The 20,305-nt window shown below is 36.9% G+C and carries 21 protein-coding genes and 1 pseudogene; 7 read left to right on the top strand and 15 right to left on the bottom strand.

The genetic code is table 11. The features are described from left to right. Nucleotides 1-10: 10 nt before the first annotated feature. From IGK70_RS01990 to IGK70_RS01970, 5 genes are all read right to left on the bottom strand, one after another. A complete protein-coding gene (locus tag IGK70_RS01990; RefSeq protein ID WP_104855763.1) occupies nt 11-772 on the bottom strand; it encodes a DeoR/GlpR family DNA-binding transcription regulator in 762 nt (253 codons plus the stop codon). Between the two features lie 128 nt (nt 773-900). Further along, nucleotides 901-1,746 (bottom strand): VOC family protein, encoded by an 846-nt coding sequence (locus IGK70_RS01985; protein WP_002355476.1) that lies wholly within the window; start codon nt 1,744-1,746, stop codon nt 901-903. A 42-nt stretch (nt 1,747-1,788) separates the two neighbouring features. After that, entirely contained in the window at nt 1,789-2,385 is a 597-nt protein-coding gene (locus IGK70_RS01980) for a nitroreductase family protein (protein WP_002355475.1), read from the bottom strand. A gap of 170 nt (nt 2,386-2,555) precedes the next feature. Further along, nucleotides 2,556-3,491 (bottom strand): LacI family DNA-binding transcriptional regulator, encoded by a 936-nt coding sequence (locus IGK70_RS01975; RefSeq protein WP_220421676.1) that lies wholly within the window; start codon nt 3,489-3,491, stop codon nt 2,556-2,558. Between the two features lie 4 nt (nt 3,492-3,495). Continuing rightward, nucleotides 3,496-3,780, bottom strand: coding sequence for a hypothetical protein (locus tag IGK70_RS01970; RefSeq protein ID WP_002366136.1), 285 nt, complete (start codon nt 3,778-3,780; stop codon nt 3,496-3,498). Between the two features lie 115 nt (nt 3,781-3,895). On the opposite strand from IGK70_RS01970, the gene IGK70_RS01965 reads away from it, so the two are divergent. Both IGK70_RS01965 and IGK70_RS01960 read left to right on the top strand, forming a co-directional pair. Next, nucleotides 3,896-4,231, top strand: a complete 336-nt coding sequence (locus IGK70_RS01965; RefSeq protein WP_162783041.1) for a hypothetical protein — start codon at nt 3,896-3,898, stop codon at nt 4,229-4,231. Between the two features lie 182 nt (nt 4,232-4,413). Then, a pseudogene (locus IGK70_RS01960) lies at nt 4,414-5,268 on the top strand (M48 family metallopeptidase). Nucleotides 5,269-5,338: 70 nt separating this feature from the next. Here IGK70_RS01960 and IGK70_RS01955 read toward each other — a convergent pair. Continuing rightward, nucleotides 5,339-6,352, bottom strand: coding sequence for a lipoate--protein ligase (locus IGK70_RS01955; protein WP_010774439.1), 1,014 nt, complete (start codon nt 6,350-6,352; stop codon nt 5,339-5,341). A 187-nt stretch (nt 6,353-6,539) separates the two neighbouring features. Then, nucleotides 6,540-7,157 carry a nitroreductase family protein gene (locus tag IGK70_RS01950; RefSeq protein ID WP_010774438.1) on the bottom strand — a complete coding sequence of 206 codons (618 nt, stop codon included), beginning with the start codon at nt 7,155-7,157 and terminating at the stop codon, nt 6,540-6,542. Nucleotides 7,158-7,268: 111 nt separating this feature from the next. On the opposite strand from IGK70_RS01950, the gene IGK70_RS01945 reads away from it, so the two are divergent. Continuing rightward, entirely contained in the window at nt 7,269-7,616 is a 348-nt protein-coding gene (locus IGK70_RS01945; protein ID WP_002355464.1) for a winged helix-turn-helix transcriptional regulator, read from the top strand. Between the two features lie 13 nt (nt 7,617-7,629). Here IGK70_RS01945 and IGK70_RS01940 read toward each other — a convergent pair whose 3' ends face one another. Further along, nucleotides 7,630-8,598, bottom strand: a complete 969-nt coding sequence (locus tag IGK70_RS01940; protein WP_438775153.1) for a GDP-mannose 4,6-dehydratase — start codon at nt 8,596-8,598, stop codon at nt 7,630-7,632. A 21-nt stretch (nt 8,599-8,619) separates the two neighbouring features. Next, a complete protein-coding gene (locus tag IGK70_RS01935) occupies nt 8,620-9,588 on the bottom strand; it encodes a TDT family transporter (RefSeq protein WP_002355462.1) in 969 nt (322 codons plus the stop codon). A 141-nt stretch (nt 9,589-9,729) separates the two neighbouring features. Between IGK70_RS01935 and IGK70_RS01930 the strand changes: the two genes are divergently transcribed. Further along, nucleotides 9,730-10,557 carry a LysR family transcriptional regulator gene (locus IGK70_RS01930; protein WP_002355461.1) on the top strand — a complete coding sequence of 276 codons (828 nt, stop codon included), beginning with the start codon at nt 9,730-9,732 and terminating at the stop codon, nt 10,555-10,557. A gap of 46 nt (nt 10,558-10,603) precedes the next feature. Here the strand turns inward: IGK70_RS01930 and IGK70_RS01925 are convergent, their stop codons facing one another. Beyond that, the gene (locus IGK70_RS01925) at nt 10,604-11,014 is read right to left on the bottom strand and encodes a DUF4809 family protein (protein WP_002361221.1); all 411 of its coding nucleotides are present in this window, start codon (nt 11,012-11,014) and stop codon (nt 10,604-10,606) included. 15 nt (nt 11,015-11,029) lie between these two features. Next, nucleotides 11,030-11,392 carry a DUF4809 family protein gene (locus tag IGK70_RS01920; RefSeq protein WP_104855931.1) on the bottom strand — a complete coding sequence of 121 codons (363 nt, stop codon included), beginning with the start codon at nt 11,390-11,392 and terminating at the stop codon, nt 11,030-11,032. 167 nt (nt 11,393-11,559) lie between these two features. Between IGK70_RS01920 and IGK70_RS01915 the strand changes: the two genes are divergently transcribed. From IGK70_RS01915 to IGK70_RS01905, 3 genes are all read left to right on the top strand, one after another. Further along, the gene (locus IGK70_RS01915; RefSeq protein WP_002358635.1) at nt 11,560-12,513 is read left to right on the top strand and encodes an L-lactate dehydrogenase; all 954 of its coding nucleotides are present in this window, start codon (nt 11,560-11,562) and stop codon (nt 12,511-12,513) included. 131 nt (nt 12,514-12,644) lie between these two features. Next, on the top strand, nt 12,645-13,151 hold the full coding sequence (locus IGK70_RS01910; RefSeq protein ID WP_010710809.1) for a phosphatidylglycerophosphatase A family protein: 507 nt from the start codon (nt 12,645-12,647) through the stop codon (nt 13,149-13,151). 150 nt (nt 13,152-13,301) lie between these two features. Continuing rightward, nucleotides 13,302-13,751 (top strand): YehR family lipoprotein, encoded by a 450-nt coding sequence (locus IGK70_RS01905; protein ID WP_002382937.1) that lies wholly within the window; start codon nt 13,302-13,304, stop codon nt 13,749-13,751. Between the two features lie 52 nt (nt 13,752-13,803). On the opposite strand, the gene IGK70_RS01900 is transcribed toward IGK70_RS01905, so the two are convergent. From IGK70_RS01900 to tdc, 4 genes are all read right to left on the bottom strand, one after another. Continuing rightward, a complete protein-coding gene (locus tag IGK70_RS01900) occupies nt 13,804-14,721 on the bottom strand; it encodes a hypothetical protein (protein WP_104855977.1) in 918 nt (305 codons plus the stop codon). Between the two features lie 355 nt (nt 14,722-15,076). Then, the gene (gene nhaC, locus IGK70_RS01895) at nt 15,077-16,483 is read right to left on the bottom strand and encodes a Na+/H+ antiporter NhaC (protein WP_002363118.1); all 1,407 of its coding nucleotides are present in this window, start codon (nt 16,481-16,483) and stop codon (nt 15,077-15,079) included. 124 nt (nt 16,484-16,607) lie between these two features. After that, a complete protein-coding gene (gene tyrP / locus IGK70_RS01890; protein WP_002355453.1) occupies nt 16,608-18,026 on the bottom strand; it encodes a tyrosine-tyramine antiporter in 1,419 nt (472 codons plus the stop codon). Nucleotides 18,027-18,228: 202 nt separating this feature from the next. Continuing rightward, the gene (tdc, locus tag IGK70_RS01885) at nt 18,229-20,091 is read right to left on the bottom strand and encodes a tyrosine decarboxylase (RefSeq protein WP_002355450.1); all 1,863 of its coding nucleotides are present in this window, start codon (nt 20,089-20,091) and stop codon (nt 18,229-18,231) included. Nucleotides 20,092-20,305: the final 214 nt, after the last annotated feature.

Below are 20,305 nucleotides of genomic sequence, written 5' to 3'. Positions count from 1 at the left end.
TTATCCTCCATTATTCATCTGCAACAATCAACGTTACGCCTGCTTTCGCTAACTGCTCGCAAAATTTTTCATCAGGTCGTGTATCTGTCACTAAACAATCAATTTCTGTTAATTCGCAAATTTTAAATAAACCCGTTTTGTTTAATTTCGTTTGGTCTGCTAAGGCAATGACTTGTTTGCCTTGTTGAATCATTCGCCGTTTGACTTGACCTTCTTCTTCTGTGTGAATAAATAATCCTTGTTCAGATAACGCAAACACACCTAATAATGTATAGTCAGGGGCAAATTCCCCAACCTTAGCGACTGTTTCTGCCCCAAACAAAAAGAGTTGTTGTTTATGCAGTTGCCCAGGTAATACTGTAATTTTGGTTTGATCCATTTGCGCTAGAAGTAGCGCATGACTGAGAGAGTTCGTGATCGCGTGAACCGGACTATTTTCCATCGCTCGAATAGCTTCTTCCACCGTGGTTGATGAATCAAAAAAAATGGACGCTTGTTTGGGAATGGTTGCCCAAACTTTTTGGGCAATCGCTTGTTTTTTCTCTGGATGCTTCACTATTCGTTGAGCATAATCGTAAATAGTTGCTTCAGACTGCACTGAGATAGCACCACCGTGCGTTCTCTTTAAATGTCCTTCCTTTTCTAAACGAATTAAATCTCGCCGAATAGTATCTTTTGAAACGGAGACTTGCTCCGCTAACGCTTCCATGGAAATACTTTTTTGTTCATTCACTATTTTTTGAATCTTGGCTAAACGTTCTTCAATCAACATGCTTCCTCACCTCTTCTAAGTAAAGATAGCATCTTTTGCATTATTTTGCAAACAAATGCAAAATAATGCAAAAAAGACAAAAAAACTAGTCCTTCATTTTCTAACGAAGGGCTAGTTTGAGAGTGGTTTTAATAGGTAAATTGAATAATCATGCCGCTAGGATCTTCTAACGCAAGTAAATGATCTTTGGCAATAAAATGTAACTTTGCTTCTTCCGCATTGGCTTGGACGATCTCTAAATCTGCCGCAGTTGGTAAACGGAAGGTGTAATTTTCTAAGCCAAATTGATTTTCTTGAATCGTTGGCAGCTGTTTGCCGCTCCATGTATTTGTCCCAATATGATGATGATACTGACCCGCTGCAAAAAACTTCGCTTGTTGACCAAAGTTAGACTTTAAGCCAAACCCTAAGTTTTTATAGAACGTTTCAGTGGTATCTAAATCGGCCACTTTCAAATGAATGTGCCCAATTTTAGAACCTTCGGAAATTCCTAGCCAGTGACCGTCAGCTTCTGCAGCTAAACTATCACCGTCTAATTCTTCTGTCACACCGATAATTTCACCATTTGGACGAATATCCCAGACTTCTTCTGGTTTATCCCAATAAATTTCGATGCCATTATTTTCTGGATCACTTAAGTAAAGGGCTTCACTATAGCCATGATCTGCTGCGCCAATTTGCACATTTTCCTGCAAAAGCCACAGCAACATATTGCCTAAATCTTTGCGGGTTGGTAGCAGGAAAGCAATATGGTACAAGCCAGTGGTACCCTGATTTTCTTCCCCAGCTGTTAATTCTTTTAAGACAAGAATTGCATCGTTGGTGCCTTGTGGCGCTAGCCAAGCACGTCCCTCTCCTTGTTTTAAAAGTTTTAAGCCAATTGTTTTCGTATAAAAGTTTACCATTTTATCTAAATCAGCCACTTTCAAAGTGACTTGTTGAATCCCAATATTACTTGGTAATGCTTGAACCATTTGCTTTCACTCCTTTCCTCTTTGTTTTACTAAAGCAATGATTTAGTTGAATTCTTTAAAACGAGCACTATCTTCCATGTATTCTTTTTCGCCAGCTGGCGCTTCAATGGAACCAATAACCATTTGTGCACGTAAATTCCAGTTTGCAGGAATTGACCATTCTGCAGCAACCGCTTCGTCAATGACTGGGTTGTAGTGTTGTAAGTTTGCGCCAATATTTTCTTGCGCTAAGGCAGTCCAAACGTTCGCTTGTGTTAAACCAGTTGCTTGTTCAGACCAAACAGGGAAGTTATCCGCATATAATGGGAAGCTATCTTGTAAGTTTTTCACGATATCTGTATCTTCAAAGAATAAAATTGTGCCCGCACCAGCTGCAAAACCTTGTAATTTAGCTTGTGTGTTTGGAAATGCTTCTGCTGGAGTTAATGGTTTTAAGGCATCTTCAGTCATTGCCCATAATTTTTTGTGAGCATCGCCGAATAAGAACACAACACGTTGTGTTTGAGAGTTAAAAGCTGTTGGACTTTCTCTAACAACTTCTTTTACTAAAGCAGTTACTTCTTCTTTTGAAATTGGTAAGTTTTCTCCTAAAGCATAGATTGAACGACGGTTTTTCATCATTTCAGTAAATTTTGACATAATATGTTCATCCTTTCGAATTTCCTCAGTAAATTCATTTAATTTTGTTTACATGCTTACTATACTACCTTACTAAAAGTAAGTAAAGCTTTTTGTCTTACTTTTTGTAAGTTTTTTTATTTTTTAGCGAAAAACCTTATTCTACCAAAGAAAAAACAACCAGCTTTTTTCTAAGAAAAAGAAAAATCTGGTTGTCGATTAATAAATGTAGAAGTCAATTGAATCGTTTTCGGCCGTTTTTCTTGAAATAAATGTGTGGCTTTTTCCCCTAATTCCATTAATGGATGACAGATTGTTGAAAAATTTAAAATTTCACTTAATAAAGTTTGTTCCTGTCCCACTAAAAAGAGTGGTCTTTCAATAATGGCTTGAATCCCTGCGGCAATTTCATCACCGTTGGTCACAACCGCCTGGAGCGTTGGATCTTGCCCACAGTGTCGTCCTACTTCACACCCATCTTCATAGGTTAAACAGTCCTTAAATAACCGATTTTCAGGAATCACTCCATAAATTTCCTGATATGCGTCAACTAAATAACGTGCGCTTGTACTTTTTTCTGGTGCACGGTTAATCGTAATTGCCACTTCTCTACATCCTTGTTGTTTCAACGCTTGGAAAACCCGCCGATAAACGGTTAAACGATCGATATAGATACTAGCATAACTAGGGTCTTCTATTTTTTCACAAAAAACAACTTGCTCTTTATACGGAGCAAACACACTTAAAGGATTTGCCTTTGACAAAACAATCATGCCATCAAACGCACCCGTAGCCATTTTTTCCAAGTAACTTTTTTCAACTTCTTTATCATAATCCGTTGGTAATAAACTGACCATCATCCCTTGCTGAAATGCTTGGTGGATAATGCCACTTAAAATAGCATCAAAATAAGGTTGATTCGTATAAGGAACCATGACACCTAATGTGTTACTTTTCCCAAAGCTAAGATTTCTCGCTAATATATTGGGCTTATAGCCCAACTCATCGATAATTGCTTGGATTTTCAGTCGTTTTTCTTCAGAAACATAAGGATGATGATTAATCACACGCGAAACAGTCGTAACTGAAGATCCTGAAAGGCGCGCAATTTCTCGAATTGTTGTCATACTTTCACCTCATTACTTTACAAAATTGAGTTAAATAAGGCACAATCCCTGTCCCGTAATCAACAAAACGATAAAAGGTCTCCTGCCAAGCAAAAGAAATTTCCTGAATATCCTCCTGCTGTGTCAAGTGCCACTCCGTTATCTGATGGTACGGAATTTCTTGATGCCAAATCTTATAGTATTTTTTGGGACTATTTAACTGCAGACTTTTGGCCGTCGTAGTCACCGAGACAAAATAGTAATCCATACCAAGTCTATCGCTTATCTCCACTATAACATTCATTTTCATGCCCTCCAATATTTTGATACACCTAGCTTACCTTATGAAACGCGTACCAGAGCAAGAGGAAAAATAAAAAAAAGTGAGACCATGTTATACTAGATGTATCATATAAAAGCAAAGGATGAGTGCAATGGAAACTGTTACGGTAGCAACAAAAAGCGACTTACTAACGAATTTGAATAAGCAAACGGATGAAATCATTATCTCGGGGGCACTTGCACAAGAAATTTACCACTTAAAAAAACAACAATTAACCGAAACGGAAGAAATGGGCTTTTTAGTGGGCAGCCAAGGTACTGGCTCATTTTTAACCTATTTAATCGAGAAGTTATCCTATATAAATTCGGAGCTATCGCCAGAAGAACAAAAAATTGAACATGCGATTTTGCGTTTGTATGTTATTAAAAAATTGACTCCAGAAACTACTTTATTACGTCTAAAACAGTTAGATTATTAAAATTTTATTTAATCAAGATAGACCAATTCCCCGCGTACAACGAGTCCCTTTCATTAATCACTTGATATAATTACCTTTATTCAAGTTCCCACCATTGTCATTATCGATTAACCAATGGTATATTAGAAGTAACAGATAAGTCATTTTATTTGAAAAAGTGTTTGGGAAATGTTTGGGGAGGAATGTTTATGTGTCAACCGCAGGAAAAAAAGAAAGAAATTTCTGTTGCTAAGTTACGTTATCGTTTTGAATTACCAATGATTATCATTGGTTTTGTTTTATTGTTTTTAGCATTGGGGTTAGTTGCTTTATTGATATTGAGTGATTTGCCGATTCCTGACTGGTTATTAATTGTCTTAATTGCACCAATTGCGCCAGTCATTGCTTTTTTTACCATTCGTTATATGTACATGGATACTGCTTCTAACGGAGTGGAAATTACAGAAAATCAGTTACCAGAAATTTATTCTTTGTATATTGATTTGGCAAAAGAAATGGGCTTTGGCACTAAAAAATTAAGGATGCCACGTCTTTATTTAATCAACGGGAATGGTGTCTTAAACGCTTTTGCGGCAAAATGCTCTTTACACAGACGCTATGTTGTCATTCACAGTGATTTGTTGGATATCGCGTACAATACAGGCGATTTTTCGCTGATTCGCTTTATTTTGGCACACGAGCTAGGACACCATAAATGTGGACACACTAATTTATGACGGCTAATGTTATCCATTATTTTGAAACCAGTTGCGTTAGATAAAAGTTTTACAAGAACGCAAGAATATACCGCTGATCGCGCAGGTTTATACTACGCCGAAGAAGGTGCTTTAAGTATGATTTATTTATTTTCAGGAAAATACATGGGCAGTCGTGTGGATTTAGAAGAATACTTTCACAGTATTGATTTACATGATAATACCATCTGGCTTAAATTGAGTAACTTCTTATCCGATCATCCTGTTGGCTTCCGTCGAATGCAAACATTGAAAAAAGCCAAAGATACTGGCAATTGGGACGTTCATGGGAAATTTTTCTAGCAAGAGCCAACCATCATTAAATAAACGTGCTGGGACAAAAGATTCTTTAACTTTTGTCCCAGCACGTTTATTAATCCACCAATAAATGAACAAATTCTTCTTTGGTGATATTTACAAAGTAGTCTTCAAAGTTAAACGCTGCTAATGCTTGCCAAATTGATGAATACTGATAGTCCACACCTAATAAAGCTGTAACGATTTCCGTTGTTTCTTTTTTGGCAAAATAATCACCATAAATCGTTAACTCAATTATTTTACCTTTTTCAACAGTCAAACGTGCATCCACAATGCCGCCTTTAAACTTTTCTTCTTTTTTGATCGTAAATTTAGGCGCTTCACCAAAAATCCAAGCTTCATTGCCATACACTTCAGCGACCAATTTTCTAATTTCCTGTTGATCTGCTTTGGTTAGGACATATTCTTTCTCCGCAATTTCAGTTAGAGATTCGACATCAAAGAGCTCCATCAGTAAACGATTGCGAAATTCCTCAATGGTTAATTGTTGATATTTTTCGTCTAAGTACGGCCGTAAATTGGTTACGCGTCCCCGAACAGATTTTGTCCCTTTTGATTCAATTTTTTTCTTAGAAACAGTTAAAACACGTTGAACTTCTGCCAAATCAACATCATACATCAAGGTACCATGAGTATACATCTTCCCCTTTTTTGTATACATGGCATTGCCAGAAAATTTTTTCCCTTCAATTAATAAATCATTGCGACCGCTAATCTCGGCCCCCGTTGCGCCCATTTTATGTAATGCTTCAATAATTGGTTTAGTGAACGCTTTAAAATCCCCAAAAGCTTGATGTCCTTCCTGAACAACAAAACTAAAGCTGACATTCCCGAGATCATCATAAACAGCACCACCGCCCGATAAACGGCGAGTAATAACGATTCCCTTCTCTCTAGCATAAGCTAAGTCAATTTCTTCATAAGCATTTTGATTTCGGCCTAAAATAACACAGGGTTCCTGAATATAGAACAACACTAAGGGCTCTTCAAAAGAGAGAGTGTTTAATAGATAATCTTCCGTTGCTAAATTTTCACGAATATCTCGTGACTGCATTATGACATAACGCATAAGGTCGCCCCACTTCTTTTTCTTCTAGTGTATCACTTTCTTTCAAAATTGGTTCACTAAACGTCTTCTCTGGCCATTCTCAAAAGCGGATGATCAACAAAAAAACGAACGTGGGACAACAATCACTTTGGATGTTTGTTCCACGCTCAAAATCTAATAAACAGCAATTACAGAACTGTTTAGCTTTTTAGTCTAACCAAGTTACTACTTCTGAAACATCTCGTCGGACTGTTTCAAAGCCGGGTGTTTGAGCTTTGCCAATCGGAATAATCAGTCCGTTCACTAAATGATCCTCAATATTAAATAACTTGCGAACCGCTTCTGTTTCAAAACCAGACATCGCCACAGTATCATAGCCTCGATCTTTTGCAGAAAGCATCAGCTGCATTGCAACTAAGCCTTGGTCTAACATTAGCCACTCTCTTTTTTGTTCTTCACTAACATCATAGTACCAAGAAACATTTTCATTAATTCCTTGACGAATTTCTTCCGTCATCGTTCCTTGTGCGACAGCTTTAGCACTGATTTCATCTGCATTGGCCACTGTATAAGCAGTCAAATCACCTAATAAAATAATCACCGCCGCTGCCCCTTTAACTGCTGGTTGTTGCATCGAAACTTCGTAAAGGATCTCTTTTTGTTCTTTTTCTGTGACAATTAAAAAACGCCATGAATTTAAATTGGTACTATTTGGCGCGAACATTGCTTCCTCAATTATGGCCATTAATTCCTCTTTAGGAATCTCAACATCTGGCATAAAATCCCGAACTGAGCGGCGGCTGCGAACAACATCTTGATACATCATATTTCTTCTTCCTTCCTCTTGCCTTACTTGACATAGTTATTATTACTCACTATGATGGAGAAAAAAAGTACGCACTTTTTATTCACCTAGGAAGAAAAAAGTAACCATTACGTGTCACAAGGAGAAACTATGACAACTGATAAACAAACCAGTATCAACTTAGCTCTTTCCACCATTAACGGCAAATGGAAATTATCATTAATGGATGAATTATTCCAAGGAACCAAGCGCAACGGTGAATTGATGCGTGCGCTCGACGGAATCACTCAACGCGTCCTGACAGATCGCTTGAGAGAAATGGAAAAAGATGGCCTAGTCCATCGAGAATCCTTTAACGAACTGCCCCCGCGTGTGGAATATACGCTCACTCCGGAGGGATATGCTCTTTACGATGCCCTCTCTTCACTTTGCCATTGGGGCGAAACATTTGCACAAAAAAAGGCGAGACTTAACAAATAAGTCTCGTCTTTTTTTATCTATTTTGGGTATTATGGGTAAACTTAAAATATTTTTGAAGTCCTTCTCGAATTGAATAAACGGGCGAAAAACCTAAGCCTTTCAAAGCAGAACTATCTGAAAGAGAATATTTTATATCGCCATCTCGTTCCTTTTGATAAGAAACTGGCAAAGAAAGTCCCACTAATTGGTTCATTTCTTCAATTAATTGATTAAGGGAAATGGCAACTTCGGTACCCACATTATAAACATGTCCCAACGCTTCACTTTTGGTTGCTACTAAATTTAATGCAGTTAGGACATCCTCAATGTAGATAAAGTCACGTGTTTGCTGACCATCTCCAAATATTTGAAATTGGCTCGCTTGCCCTTGTTCTAACTGGATATAACGATCCATCAAAATGGACAGGACACCAGAATAGGGTGAAGCAGGATTTTGATTGGGACCATAGACGTTAAAGAAGCGAACTGCGCTCGTGGGTACCCCGTGTAAATGGTATTCATTGAGAACATAACGTTCAGCAGCAAACTTATCAATAGCATAGGGACTCAAAGGGCAAATCACCGAAGTTTCTCTTTTAGGCAACGTTGGCTCTGCACCGTAAACGGCTGCCGACGAAGCAAAAACAAAACGTTTGAGCTCTTTTTGATATTTTTTTATTGATTCCAATATTTTCAATACACTTAAAAAATTGACCTCATGTGTCTCTAGAGGCTGTGCCACAGAACTTGCCACGCTTGCCACGCTTGCCACGGCCGCAAGATGAAAGATATACTCAAACGAATGCTTTGAAAGTACTTCGTCCAATAATTGCTGATCCGTCACACTTCCTTTAATAAAAACCAACTGCTCAGTTTGTTGCAAATTTGACACTCGCCCCATGGACAAATCATCAATCACAAAAACTTGATACTGTTGACTATAAAAATTAGCCAAATTAGAACCAATAAAGCTAGCTCCTCCAGTAATTAATAGTTTCTTCACCTCTTTGCTTCCTCTCTTTTTTTAATTTAATTCCACTTTTTTCGTGTTATTTTCTCTTTGGAATAAAAAAATGCAATATCGAATGAACACATAACTTACAATAGCCACAGCTAATAAGAGTTCAAAAGTAGACAAAATATTTAACAGACTCGTTAGGCCTACCTTTTCTGCAAATAAAGGTTTAACTTTGACTAATGCTGTCGCAGAAATTACTAATGGGAATGTAAAGGCAGCATAACTTGGATAGAATGTCACTTGCATAATTTTATATAGATTCACTACTACAATCCCATAAATACATTGAGACAAAATTAGCAAGAAAACAACTAATGGCATATACAAATGACCACCCATTGAAATATAGCCAGCTAAACATAACGAACCTGGCGCTGTCATAATCGTCAATAAAGGAATGGTCGATTCAGGCATTTCTTTCGACTTCGTAATTCTCTTGATTAAAATTGGTAACAAGAGTAAATAAAAGAACAACGCTACCCAAAAAACAATTTTTCCCAACTCATTGATAAACAATTGAGAAGTATTAGGAATAACGCCAATGCCGACAAACGTAATAAACCAGCTTGGATAAATATGTTCCAGTTCGATTTTTGTTGGAAAAATATGCACCGCTACAAAATAAATCATTAAAATAAAATGTAAAATCACTGCGCCAATCCACAACACGTTAATCCAAGCAGCATTGGTAAATATCCGATCTAAGAAAACACAGATAACCATTAAAGCCATTGTAAATGTTGGTGATACCGAAGCAATAATTGGATCATCTAAGGTGCTTAATGCATGTTTCATTGTAAAAATAATTTTTAAAATAACTAAAATCATTAAGAGACTGCCAAGTACACAATAAATGGTCCCAATTGTTGCATATCCCAAGGAATAAAGTAAATTCCCCAAAGAAACCATCCCTAAAATTAGTCCGCAAATGGGAATCGGGACTTTCCGCAAGAATTTTTTCGCACTTTCTACCATTATGTAGTCACACTCCGTCTTTATTTATTATTATTGATATTAATCAAAAGTATGTTATTATACTAAATGAAATATTTATATTTGTAAAATAAATATTTGCAATAACAACTATTAAGATAGTAAATAGAAAGAGGCGATTTTATGTTCGAATGGATCAAAACATTTATTGCTGTGTATGAAACCAAAAATTTTAGTGCGGCGGCCAAACAATTGTATATTTCTCAGCCAACTGTTTCTTTGCAAATCAAGAAATTAGAGCAACACTTTTCGATCAAGCTGTTCTATCGTAATGGAAAACAATCGGTTATTCCTACCAAAGAAGCTGATTTTTTATATCCAAAAATGCTCTCGATTATTGAAAGCTTAACTACTTCTTTTGCGCAAGCTGCAGAAAAAGAGAATTTTAAAGAAGACTGCATTATAGCCTCTTCAAATACAGTTGCTATTTATTTATTGCCAGATATTATGGAGAGTTTGGTTACCGCTTTTCCACTCATCAACTTTTCGATTCAACTGATGAATTCAAACGAAGTCGTGGATATGGTTCAAAATAATCATGCCCACATTGGACTAATTGAAAAACCCATTGAAACCAAAAATCTACACAAAGAAATTGTTTATGAAGACCAACTAGTTCTAGCAGGTGATGCCGCTTCAAAATTTTGGCTCTTAAGAGAAAAGAACTCTGGCTTACGTTTTTTCAATGAGCTTTATCTCAACGAACACAGCATCAACTTACCAATTATCGAATTAAACAACAACGAAGTCCTGTTGCAATTACTAAAAAATAACATTGGGCAATCAATTGTTTCTCGATTATCTATTTCCGATGAGATCCCTTGGCAACCAATTGATCAGTCCTTTGCTTCTCGAAAAATTTTCATTGTCCAGACCGATCACCATGCCAACACTTCCTTCTCTGAAGTTTATAACCGAATCGTTGAAAAAATTCGTGAACGACAAGCCTAAAAAACAGGAAAACGACTTAGCTTTCGCTAAATCGTTTTCCTGTTTTTTATTTATCAGTTTCCTCTACCAATTCAAATTCAAAAGGTTCTAACTCAAATAGTTGGTGTAAAATTTGCTGGGTTTCTTGGAACACTTGTTGTGGCTCTTTAGACAAAAGAGTGCTTTGAATGGTCTGTTTTTTTGATTGAAAAAGAATTCTCGTTTCCTCTTCCTTAAATACAACTTGATGAGTTTCCCTTTCAAACATCGTATATTCTTCGAACATTTCCATAACTAATTTTTGACGAAACCCTTCTTTGAGTGCTAATAAAGTTACTAAATCTGCAACGGTTAGCGTTTCTAACGCAATTGTTTCATCTTCTACATGAACAAGATAATTCGTACACTTCACATTCGGACAGGCATTGCAGCCGCCATTAATCAAGTCTGAGGTAGTTGTTATTTTCACCTGTTTCATCTTAATCCTTCTTTCCTACTTTTCGAGAAAAACACAAGGGGTCTCCTCAAAAATATTCAATAAAATATGATTGACTTCTTGAAAGACTTCTTCGTGATTCCGGCATTGTTTTTCCATTACTAAACGCAGATCATTCACAACAAAAGTCAACGTCGTCGCTTGTTGGGAAACATGTATACAACGGTTGCCTTTAACAAAACATTCTGTTTGTTCTTCAATGAATGGTTCTTTTTGATAGCCATATGCTAAAGCGACACATTCCAGGATTTCGTAGATTTCTATTTTTGGAAGTTCATAGCTACAGCTACCGATAACTAGTTGAAAACGGTTCGGCTGTTTTTCATTATTGCTTGCATAATACACTGTTGTCGTTGTCATTTTGCCTCCTTATCTTCTCTATTTTCCTACTCTTATCATAACAAAAAAAGCACGCTTCCCTTATTTAAATTGTTAATAAAGACTATTACAGATTGGTATAACCACACCTAAAAAGTTCGTGATATAATTCACTAAGAAAGAAATATTACAGAAAGAAGAGATGAACGATGAAAGTATTTAACAAAAAAGTCGCAATTATTGGTACTGGTTTTGTTGGCACAAGTATTGCCTATTCCATGATCAACCAAGGGATTGCAAATGAATTAATCTTAGTTGATATTGACAAAGCCAAATCTGAAGGCGAAGCAATTGACTTATTAGATGGTGTGTCTTGGGGTCAAGAAAATGTAAACGTCTGGGCTGGCGACTATCAAGACTGCCAAGATGCCGATATCGTCGTGATTACAGCTGGCGCTAATCAAAAACCTGGGCAAAGTCGTCTAGATTTGGTTTCAATCAATGCAGAAATTATGAAAACAATTGTTAACAATATCATGAAATCTGGTTTTGATGGAATTTTAGTGATTGCCTCAAATCCTGTCGATGTACTGACTTATGTGGCTTGGCAAGCTTCTGGTTTACCTGTTTCAAGAGTAATTGGAACTGGTACAACTTTGGACACAACTCGTTTCCGCAAAGAACTGTCTCAACGTTTAGCGATTGATCCACGCAATGTTCACGGCTATATTATTGGCGAACACGGGGATTCTGAAGTGGCTGTCTGGTCTCATACCATGATTGGTACCAAACCTATTTTAGAAATTGTGGATACGACAGAACGCTTAACTAGTGACGATTTACCAATCATTTCTGATAAAGTGAAAAATACAGCTTATGAAATTATCGATCGCAAACAAGCGACCTATTATGGGATTGGTATGAGTACTGCACGCATTGTTAAAGCCATTTTAAATAATGAACAAGCTATTTTACCTGTCTCAGCTTACTTAGATGGGCAATATGGGCAACAAGATGTATTTACAGGGATTCCTGCAGTCGTTGGCAATCAAGGTGTGACTGACATTATTGAATTGAATCTGAATGCCGCTGAAAAAGAACTCTTCCAAAAATCAGTGACACAATTAAAACAAGTGATGGCATCGTTACAACCGAACGCTTAGTAATTTTTAACTAAAAATAACACTTCAACTAAATTATTCTCTACCAAAATAGATTCTAATTCCCCTTTATCGTTCTTTTTGGTACCATGAAAGAAGAACTTCAACTAAAGCAGAAATTAGGAGGACAAAAAATGGTAATCCAAGGAGATACGTTAGAAAATAGCGCACGTCGTTTATTGCAAGAACGTGGCGTAACAATGAATGATTTAGCTGAACTTGTGTTATTTTTACAAAAAGATTATATTGATAATTTAACATTAGATACTTGTTTAGAAAGTATTGATGCCGTGTTAACAAAGCGTGAAGTACACAACGCGATTATTACAGGTGTCCAACTGGATATTCTGGCAGAAGAAAACAAGCTACTCTCACCGTTACAAGAAATTTTAACGGAAGATGAAGGGCTTTATGGCATTGATGAAATTATGGCGCTCTCCATTGTAAATGTTTATGGATCTATCGGCTTTACGAACTATGGGTATATCGACAAGGTAAAACCAGGCATTTTAAAAGAGTTAAATGCGCATGATGGCGAACATGTCCACACATTCTTGGATGATATCGTGGGCGCAATTGCGGCTGCGGCTGCCAGTCGGTTGGCTCACTCACAACCAGATTTAAGTGATATTACTAAATAAAAAAACTTGCCTCTTCTCATAAAAATGAAGAGGCAAGTTTTTTTATTTAGTTTTATTTGCTGGACTTCTCACAAGCTTTCTACTTAACAGTAATTATTTGCCATGTTATGTTACAGTCAAGAATAAACAGCTAAAGGAGGTTATCTAGAAATGAAAAAATTTTTACGCGTATTTTTAATTTTTATTGGGGTATTTTTTCTTGCAAGTTGCGGTTCAAAAATAGAGACAAAAACCTTTGTAGGTTCGCCACAAGATGGGATTGATTCCACCTTAACCTATACGTACCAAGGAGATAAAGTCTTAACGCAAACGGCTAAAAACATTGTTTCTTATGACAAATTGGGGATTACAAAAGAAGAGGCAAAAACAGCGTTGGAACCCGTTTCTAAACAATATGAGGACATCAAAGGGCTTAATTACAAACTGACCTATGAGGACAAACAAGCCATCGAAAAATTGACGATTAATTATGAAAAACTTGATTATGATAAAGCCAAAAAAGTAGATGGTATCCAGATTGATGGAGATTCTTCTAAGGGAATTAGCATGAAGAAAAGCCAAGAATTGGTGGAGTCACAAGGTTATACAGAACAAAAATAATAAAAAGAAAGCGTGCGACAATGGGCATTGTCGCATGCTTTCTTTTTATTAATTACATTGATGTTGCCATCTTCACTGCTTGAATTGGGTCAAAATGATGGACAGAGTAAACGACTGTACCGGCTTGCCAAACTACTGAGTTTCGATTATAGTCAGTGGTTCCTGCCACGTTCAGTGTGATTTGACCAACGGTATTCGGTGCTGGCAACGTTTCTTGTTCCAAAATGTTGACAACATTTTTCGCTAAATCATCAGGCGATTCACCATTGATATTTGAGGCCCGTACGACTAAACTCCAATTGCCTTCTTGCCAAGATAAGTAACTAGAACCTGCCGCCCCTTGTTTATACCCAGTAATATTGTAACCTAAATCTACTGGTTGACCGCCATTGTCAATGATTTGGTTCACTGCATTTTTTGCTTCGGCATCAGAGCCATATGTTTTTTTCTCAAAAGAACTAATTGGCGTTAACTGATTGACACGTGCATCATTCACTGGAATCGCTTCTTTTTCTGCATAATATAAAACACGGAAATTGTTTTGATCCGCTTGTGAAGTTGTCGCTGCAGTTAAAAAGTTATTCGTTTGACTCGTTAAAATTGCCTGCGGTAAGCCTTGACCAGGAAACATGTTTGCTAGCTGGTTAAGCACTTGCTTGGCTTGGTCATCTGGATTCGCATTTTTCGCTGGTGATTGTTTTTCTGCTAAGCCATTATTTGCCGCTTCCTTCGTAGAAGAAGCTGTTGCTTTCGAATCAGCTGTCGTTGTTCCTGACGGTTTCGCATCACTAGATTTCGTTGCTGCTTTGCTACTTGATTCTTTTGTAGCAGATGCTTTTGTACTCTCGACTGTGGTACTTTCCGCAGCACTGGAACGACTATCCGTATTTTCTGTACTTTTTCCGCCGCCGCATGCTGCTAAAGCAAGGGTTAAAAGAAAAGCACTAGAAATAAGCCCTATCTTTTTCATAAGAATTCCTCCTTGTTTTCCCTACCCCTATTGTACCTTAATCATGTGTATCCGTCACTTGTTTGTGTTTCGTTCTAGTTGGTTTAAATAACAGAAAGTGGACGGTAGGATTCGAACCTACACCTCAACATTGAGCAAGAATAAACTACTGTTAGTCTCTATGAGTTTAACACCACGTTCATCCACCTATTTGATTGATCCTTTGTATCATAACTTAGAATAATTAAATTGCCTTTAAGGAGCTTCAAAGATTATATGAAGAATTGTAAAAAATCTGTGACGAAAAAACGATTGAACCAATCAGCAGAGACACTGAGGTTCAATCGTAACCAATTATTTAATTATCTGAAAAAACTCACAATTCAACGTTAGTCCCTGGTGCTTTTTTGTTTTCCCCTTGTTGTTTTTTTAAGAATATCCCCAGAATGACGGTAATAATAGGGCAAAGCAATGGGAAAAAGGCATACGGTAAGTATTCTAGTGCACCAACTTTTAACGTTCCCATAATGAAGGTACCACTAACTCCCCAAGGAATTAACGAGTTGACTGCCGCCCCAGCATCTGCCAAAGTACGAGTTAAATATTTTTTATCAATACCTAAACGAGTAAATGAGGATTTAAATGTTTCCCCTGGTAAAATAATTGACAAATATTGTTCGCCAACTAGTAAGTTAATTCCCACAGAACTTAAAGCAGTTAAAGCGATTAATTTGGCTGGATTATTCACATAGCCTTTAATTTTATCAATTAAAGTAGCCACGATGTTAAACTTAATCAACAAGCCGCCCAAACCTAATGCCAAAATAATCAACGCAGCAGAACCTAACATGCTTTCAATCCCACCACGAGATAAAAGTGTATCAATACTTTGATCCCCTGTATCTGCCACATAACCACTCATTAAGATAGTAGAAACTTTCGCTAAACTTAGGTGATGATCATTTATAAAAGCTAAGATGACCGCCACTGTAGAGCCGACTAGTAACGTTGGAATAGCCGGTACCTTTTTCCAGGCGAATAAGAATAAAACCGCTACTGGCAACAATGTAATCGGTGAAATCCAGAATCCTTGATGTAACGTTTGGACCATTGCATCAACCGATTGTAAATCCGCTGAACCAGATTGATGCCCCAAAAAGATATAGCCGACAATCGAAATAATAAACGCCGGAATAACAGTGTACATCATGTTTAGTATATGTTCAAAAAGGTTCACGCCACCAATTCCAGCAGCTAAGTTTGTTGTATCAGATAACGGTGAAATGTTGTTCCCTAAAAAGGCACCTGAAACAACTGCGCCAGCTGTCATCGCATTGTCGAATCCAAGAATATGTCCAATACCTAGAAAGGCAATCCCCATAGTTGAAACAGTCGTAAAGGAGCTCCCTACCGTCACACCAACTAGTGCACAGACCACAAAAACGGTTGGTAAGAAGAACTTCACTGAGATAATTTTAAAACCATAGACCATAATTGTTGGAATCGTCCCAGATAAGATCCAAGTAGCAACTAAGACACCTATCAGCAAGAAAATAATAATCGGAATGATCCCTGGTTTAATCCCTTCCACAATGCCCTCGTGGATCTCATCCCAAGAAAATCCTTTCCATTTGCCATAAAGCAACAACAACATGAATACAAAAAGAATCGGTATGTGAGGGGTTAATTTTTGACCAATAATTAAGTACCCGAGAATCGCTAATAAGGCAATCAAAATGCCTAAACTTTCAGCGAACGAAACAGTGGGTTTCGTTGATTTCATATGAAAACCTCCTTTTATGGAAAGCGAAAACTGAAGCAATAATCGAACTTGCTTCAGTTTCCAAACGACAATTTACTATAGTCATCAGGTGAAGAGGCACTCAGCAAAATAATTGCTAGCCTTTTTATTCACCTAAATCTTCTTTTACTTCCGTTGCCCAACTTGCTTTTTTAAAGCGATTAATGATTAACGGAATCACAAACATAACAATAGTGATTAATGCAACTAAGACTGCATCAGTCACGGTTGTTGTACCTAATGTGGCGAAAATAACAATGATAACACTAAAAATTAACATTGCTGCCACTAAATAAGCTAAGCCATTACCTTTTTTACCAATTCGGTAAGGACGTAGTGTATCTGGTTGAGATTTACGTAATTTAATTAGGGAAATCGCAATCAATACATACACAATACTATAAATAATTGTTGTTGCATTTGTTAAAGTTAAGAATACAGCGTTGACATCATCCATTACCCCATAAAGTAAAGCGAATAATGAGATAACCACAGATTGTGTTAACACAACGTTACGAGAAACGCCATATTTATTTTCGCGATGGAAACCAAATTTTGGTGGCAATAAGCCATCACGAGCAACTTGAATAATTGTTTTTGATGGTCCAGTAACCCAAGCAGATAATTGTAATAACACACCTAAGAAGACCATGAAACTAAAGATATTACCAATAATTGTTGGTAAACCTAAAACGTCACAATAAAGCAAAATTGGTTGTGTAATGTTAGACAATTCCATTTTGCCATTTGGAACAATATTAGCAACAAACATTGCATTAATAACGTTTAATAAAACTAAACCAATTAATGAAATGAAAACGCCTTTTGTATAATTTTTTGTTGCATCTTTCAAACGAGGAATATAAACAGAAGACATTTCAATCCCAACAAAGATAAACGCAATCCCTGCTAGATATTTAAATGTGTCCATATTTTCTAAGTTTGGTAAAACTTTTGACCAAGAGAAGGCACCTAAATAGCCGCCAGGTGTTAAGCCTACTTTAATCATTGAAAGAAGACCTAAAACAAACATAACTAATACTGGGATGTAAACACCTAGCCAAACACCAATATTTCCGCCAACTTTCGCCATATCAAATTTCAAGTTCAAGATTGTAATAATCCAGTAAATCACTAAGATACAACCTAATACGAACCAATGATTTTCACCTAAATGAACATTACCAAATGTATTACCTAGCAAAGGGCCTAATGTAGAAGCAACCATTACCATTCCTGGGAACATTTGCACCCATAGTAACCAAGCGACAACAAAACCCCATTTGCTACCTAAGGCAGTTTTAACCCAAAGTTGAGGGCCACCTTCTTGAGGAAGCATCGTAGATAATTCACCAGATATCAATGCGATTGGACCAGCAAAGAATAAGACCGCGAAAATTGTGTAAGAAATTAATGTCCAACCAACAGCAGCAAGTGTTGGGATACTACGTACAGTTGCACACAATGCCATTGTTAAACCGATAAAAGTACCTAATTCAATTTTTTTAACTTGTTGTTTATCCAATTTTGTACACTCCTTATAAGATTTTGGATAAGGAGCATGAATGACTGTTATACGCTGAGTAAAACAGTCATTCGACTGCCTCTTACCCAGACAAAGAATTGGTTAAGAGGTTAGCCGTCTGATTGATTTATCTCTTAAATAAATCAATCAGACGAACGTTCCCTCATTCGGTTACCATTTCTTTTTTCCGTTTAAGATTCAATTATTTTACGTCGTAAATTTGTTCTAATTTTTCTTGTAAAGCAGCTTGAATCTTAGGAGCGTAAACATCAAATTCTTCTTTATCGTTCATGTATGGAGTCATTACAGCAGCACGTAACACAGTTACTTTACCTGCACGGTTCCATTCTTCGTCACTAAATCCTAAGCTGTTTACAAATTTTAATGGGCTGTTGCCATAATCTGGAATAGCAAAGTCAGTATGTGAAGTAATGAATTCGTTGTTGTAAATATTTCCTTTAACGTATGATGCATAGTCATATACATCATGGTTTAATTTGTTCATTGCTACTAAATCATCGTTGCCTTTTTCTTTAAACACATAGTCAACCATGTTGAAGTCTGGATGAGTCAATGTGTGGACTTCGATTTCTTTGTCGCCAACTTTGAATGTTAAATCATTCAAGAAGTTATAGAAGTGATGTGATCCTTCAATTGAAGCACCAATTAATTTACCATAACCTGCAACGTTTAAAGGTAAAACGTGATGTGCAGCCCATACAGAAGCAGCTGTTGCACCAGCTTTTGAACCTTCAAGGATATAAGCACCTAGTAACGCAGGAATATCGGCACCTTTTTCAAATACGTAAGTTGCGAAGTAAGAAATAACGTCGCGCATACGGATATCTTGGATAACGATACCACCAGCTGAATAAGGGATATAACCCATTTTATGAGGGTCAATTGTTACTGATTCTGCTAATTCGATTGCTTTATATGCATCGTACACTTCTCTTGAAATGTGTTCTTTTTTCTCTTTGAAGACACCGTATTCTTCGTGAACATCTTGTAAATCTTCGTAAGGGATGAAGTTGTTGTCTTCGTCTAAGAAGATGGCACGTCCATAACCACCATAAGCAGCATCAACGTGTACATAATAGTAAATACCGTCTTTCATTAATTCATCGCGTAAAGCAATAATTTTATCGATTGAGTCAACGGCACCTTCTTCAGTAGAACCAACTACACCGACAACACCTAGCACTGGAATTTGTTCTTCTGCTAAGCCACGAACGATTTTTTCTAATTCGTTGATATCCATACGGTAGTTATGGTCAACTGGTACTGGGATAACTTGATCTAAACCGATACCGATAATATCAGCAGCTTTTAACCAAGAATAGTGTTTAGTTTGTGGGACTAACCATTTACCGATTGCTTGTAAATGTTTACCTGAACGAGCTGAATGAGCTTTGATTTCATCAATTTCATCTTCAGCTGATTCTAATAAGTCCATAATTTCTTTTGTTGGCATGTTCAATAGTTCCCAATCTGATTTGCCAGCAACTAATTCTGGTTTTACTTCTTTCATAGCAAATGGTAATGATTTAATGTTACGGGCATACCATAAGCCTTCTAAGTTAGCTAAAGAACCATCAGCAACGATGTGTCCCCAACCATTTTTGTAGCTCATTAAGTGAGCAAATTCATGTCCTACTTCTTCTTCCATTTGAGAAGTTGCTGGAGAAGATTCATAGGCAACGTTGTTCCCGTTCCATAGCATTGCAAAGTTGTAAGCTAATAGAGAAGGCATTAATGTTTCTGAGTTCATATGTCCCCAATATCTACCTGCTGTATGCCATGGAACTGAATGTGTACGCATGCGAGAAGAGATTTCATTCAATACATCTTTCATATGGTTGACAGTTTTTTCGTAGCTTTCAGATGTGCGTTCTTGAGAAGAGATAACTGGCATGTCTTGTGGCATGTAGTTTTGACGCCATCCTAAATGTTCATCTACTAAGTCGATCAACAAGTCTTTATATAATTGTCCGTTTTCGGCTTTGTCCCCAATGAATAGTGCATTAAGGTTCATTTCGCCTTTTGCTAATTTTTCGTTTTTCATACGAAAATTCCTCCTTACAAATTTTAATGAATTAGATTTTGCATTCACAACTTACACCCAAACGGCTAAAGTGTAAAGAAGAAAAATAACAATGGTTATCATAGCTCTTTAATTTTATAATTTTTTCACAAGGTGTCTTGTCAGAACCATTATATAAAAAAATAAGAGTGGGATTGTGTGTACAATCCCACTCTTATTAGGTGTATTAACGGTT

Source organism: Enterococcus sp. DIV0358, assembly GCF_051713465.1.
GTDB lineage: Bacteria > Bacillota > Bacilli > Lactobacillales > Enterococcaceae > Enterococcus > Enterococcus faecalis.
This window is presented reverse-complemented; position numbering and strand designations above follow the sequence as displayed.

Bases quoted from the DNA above. Each gene is read 5' to 3' on its own strand.
- nhaC (WP_002363118.1), bottom strand. From the start codon at position 16,483: ATGAAATCAACGAAACCCACTGTTTCGTTCGCTGAAAGTTTAGGCATT.
- tdc (WP_002355450.1), bottom strand. From the start codon at position 20,091: ATGAAAAACGAAAAATTAGCAAAAGGCGAAATGAACCTTAATGCACTA.
- IGK70_RS01905 (WP_002382937.1), top strand. From the start codon at position 13,302: ATGAAAAAATTTTTACGCGTATTTTTAATTTTTATTGGGGTATTTTTT.
- IGK70_RS01950 (WP_010774438.1), bottom strand. From the start codon at position 7,157: ATGATGTATCAAGATGTTGTTCGCAGCCGCCGCTCAGTTCGGGATTTT.
- IGK70_RS01975 (WP_220421676.1), bottom strand. From the start codon at position 3,491: ATGACAACAATTCGAGAAATTGCGCGCCTTTCAGGATCTTCAGTTACG.
- IGK70_RS01915 (WP_002358635.1), top strand. From the start codon at position 11,560: ATGAAAGTATTTAACAAAAAAGTCGCAATTATTGGTACTGGTTTTGTT.
- IGK70_RS01925 (WP_002361221.1), bottom strand. From the start codon at position 11,014: ATGAAACAGGTGAAAATAACAACTACCTCAGACTTGATTAATGGCGGC.
- IGK70_RS01980 (WP_002355475.1), bottom strand. From the start codon at position 2,385: ATGTCAAAATTTACTGAAATGATGAAAAACCGTCGTTCAATCTATGCT.
- IGK70_RS01900 (WP_104855977.1), bottom strand. From the start codon at position 14,721: ATGAAAAAGATAGGGCTTATTTCTAGTGCTTTTCTTTTAACCCTTGCT.
- IGK70_RS01970 (WP_002366136.1), bottom strand. From the start codon at position 3,780: ATGAAAATGAATGTTATAGTGGAGATAAGCGATAGACTTGGTATGGAT.
- IGK70_RS01935 (WP_002355462.1), bottom strand. From the start codon at position 9,588: ATGGTAGAAAGTGCGAAAAAATTCTTGCGGAAAGTCCCGATTCCCATT.
- IGK70_RS01910 (WP_010710809.1), top strand. From the start codon at position 12,645: ATGGTAATCCAAGGAGATACGTTAGAAAATAGCGCACGTCGTTTATTG.
- IGK70_RS01955 (WP_010774439.1), bottom strand. From the start codon at position 6,352: ATGCGTTATGTCATAATGCAGTCACGAGATATTCGTGAAAATTTAGCA.
- IGK70_RS01965 (WP_162783041.1), top strand. From the start codon at position 3,896: ATGAGTGCAATGGAAACTGTTACGGTAGCAACAAAAAGCGACTTACTA.
- IGK70_RS01920 (WP_104855931.1), bottom strand. From the start codon at position 11,392: ATGACAACGACAACAGTGTATTATGCAAGCAATAATGAAAAACAGCCG.
- IGK70_RS01930 (WP_002355461.1), top strand. From the start codon at position 9,730: ATGTTCGAATGGATCAAAACATTTATTGCTGTGTATGAAACCAAAAAT.
- IGK70_RS01985 (WP_002355476.1), bottom strand. From the start codon at position 1,746: ATGGTTCAAGCATTACCAAGTAATATTGGGATTCAACAAGTCACTTTG.
- IGK70_RS01990 (WP_104855763.1), bottom strand. From the start codon at position 772: ATGTTGATTGAAGAACGTTTAGCCAAGATTCAAAAAATAGTGAATGAA.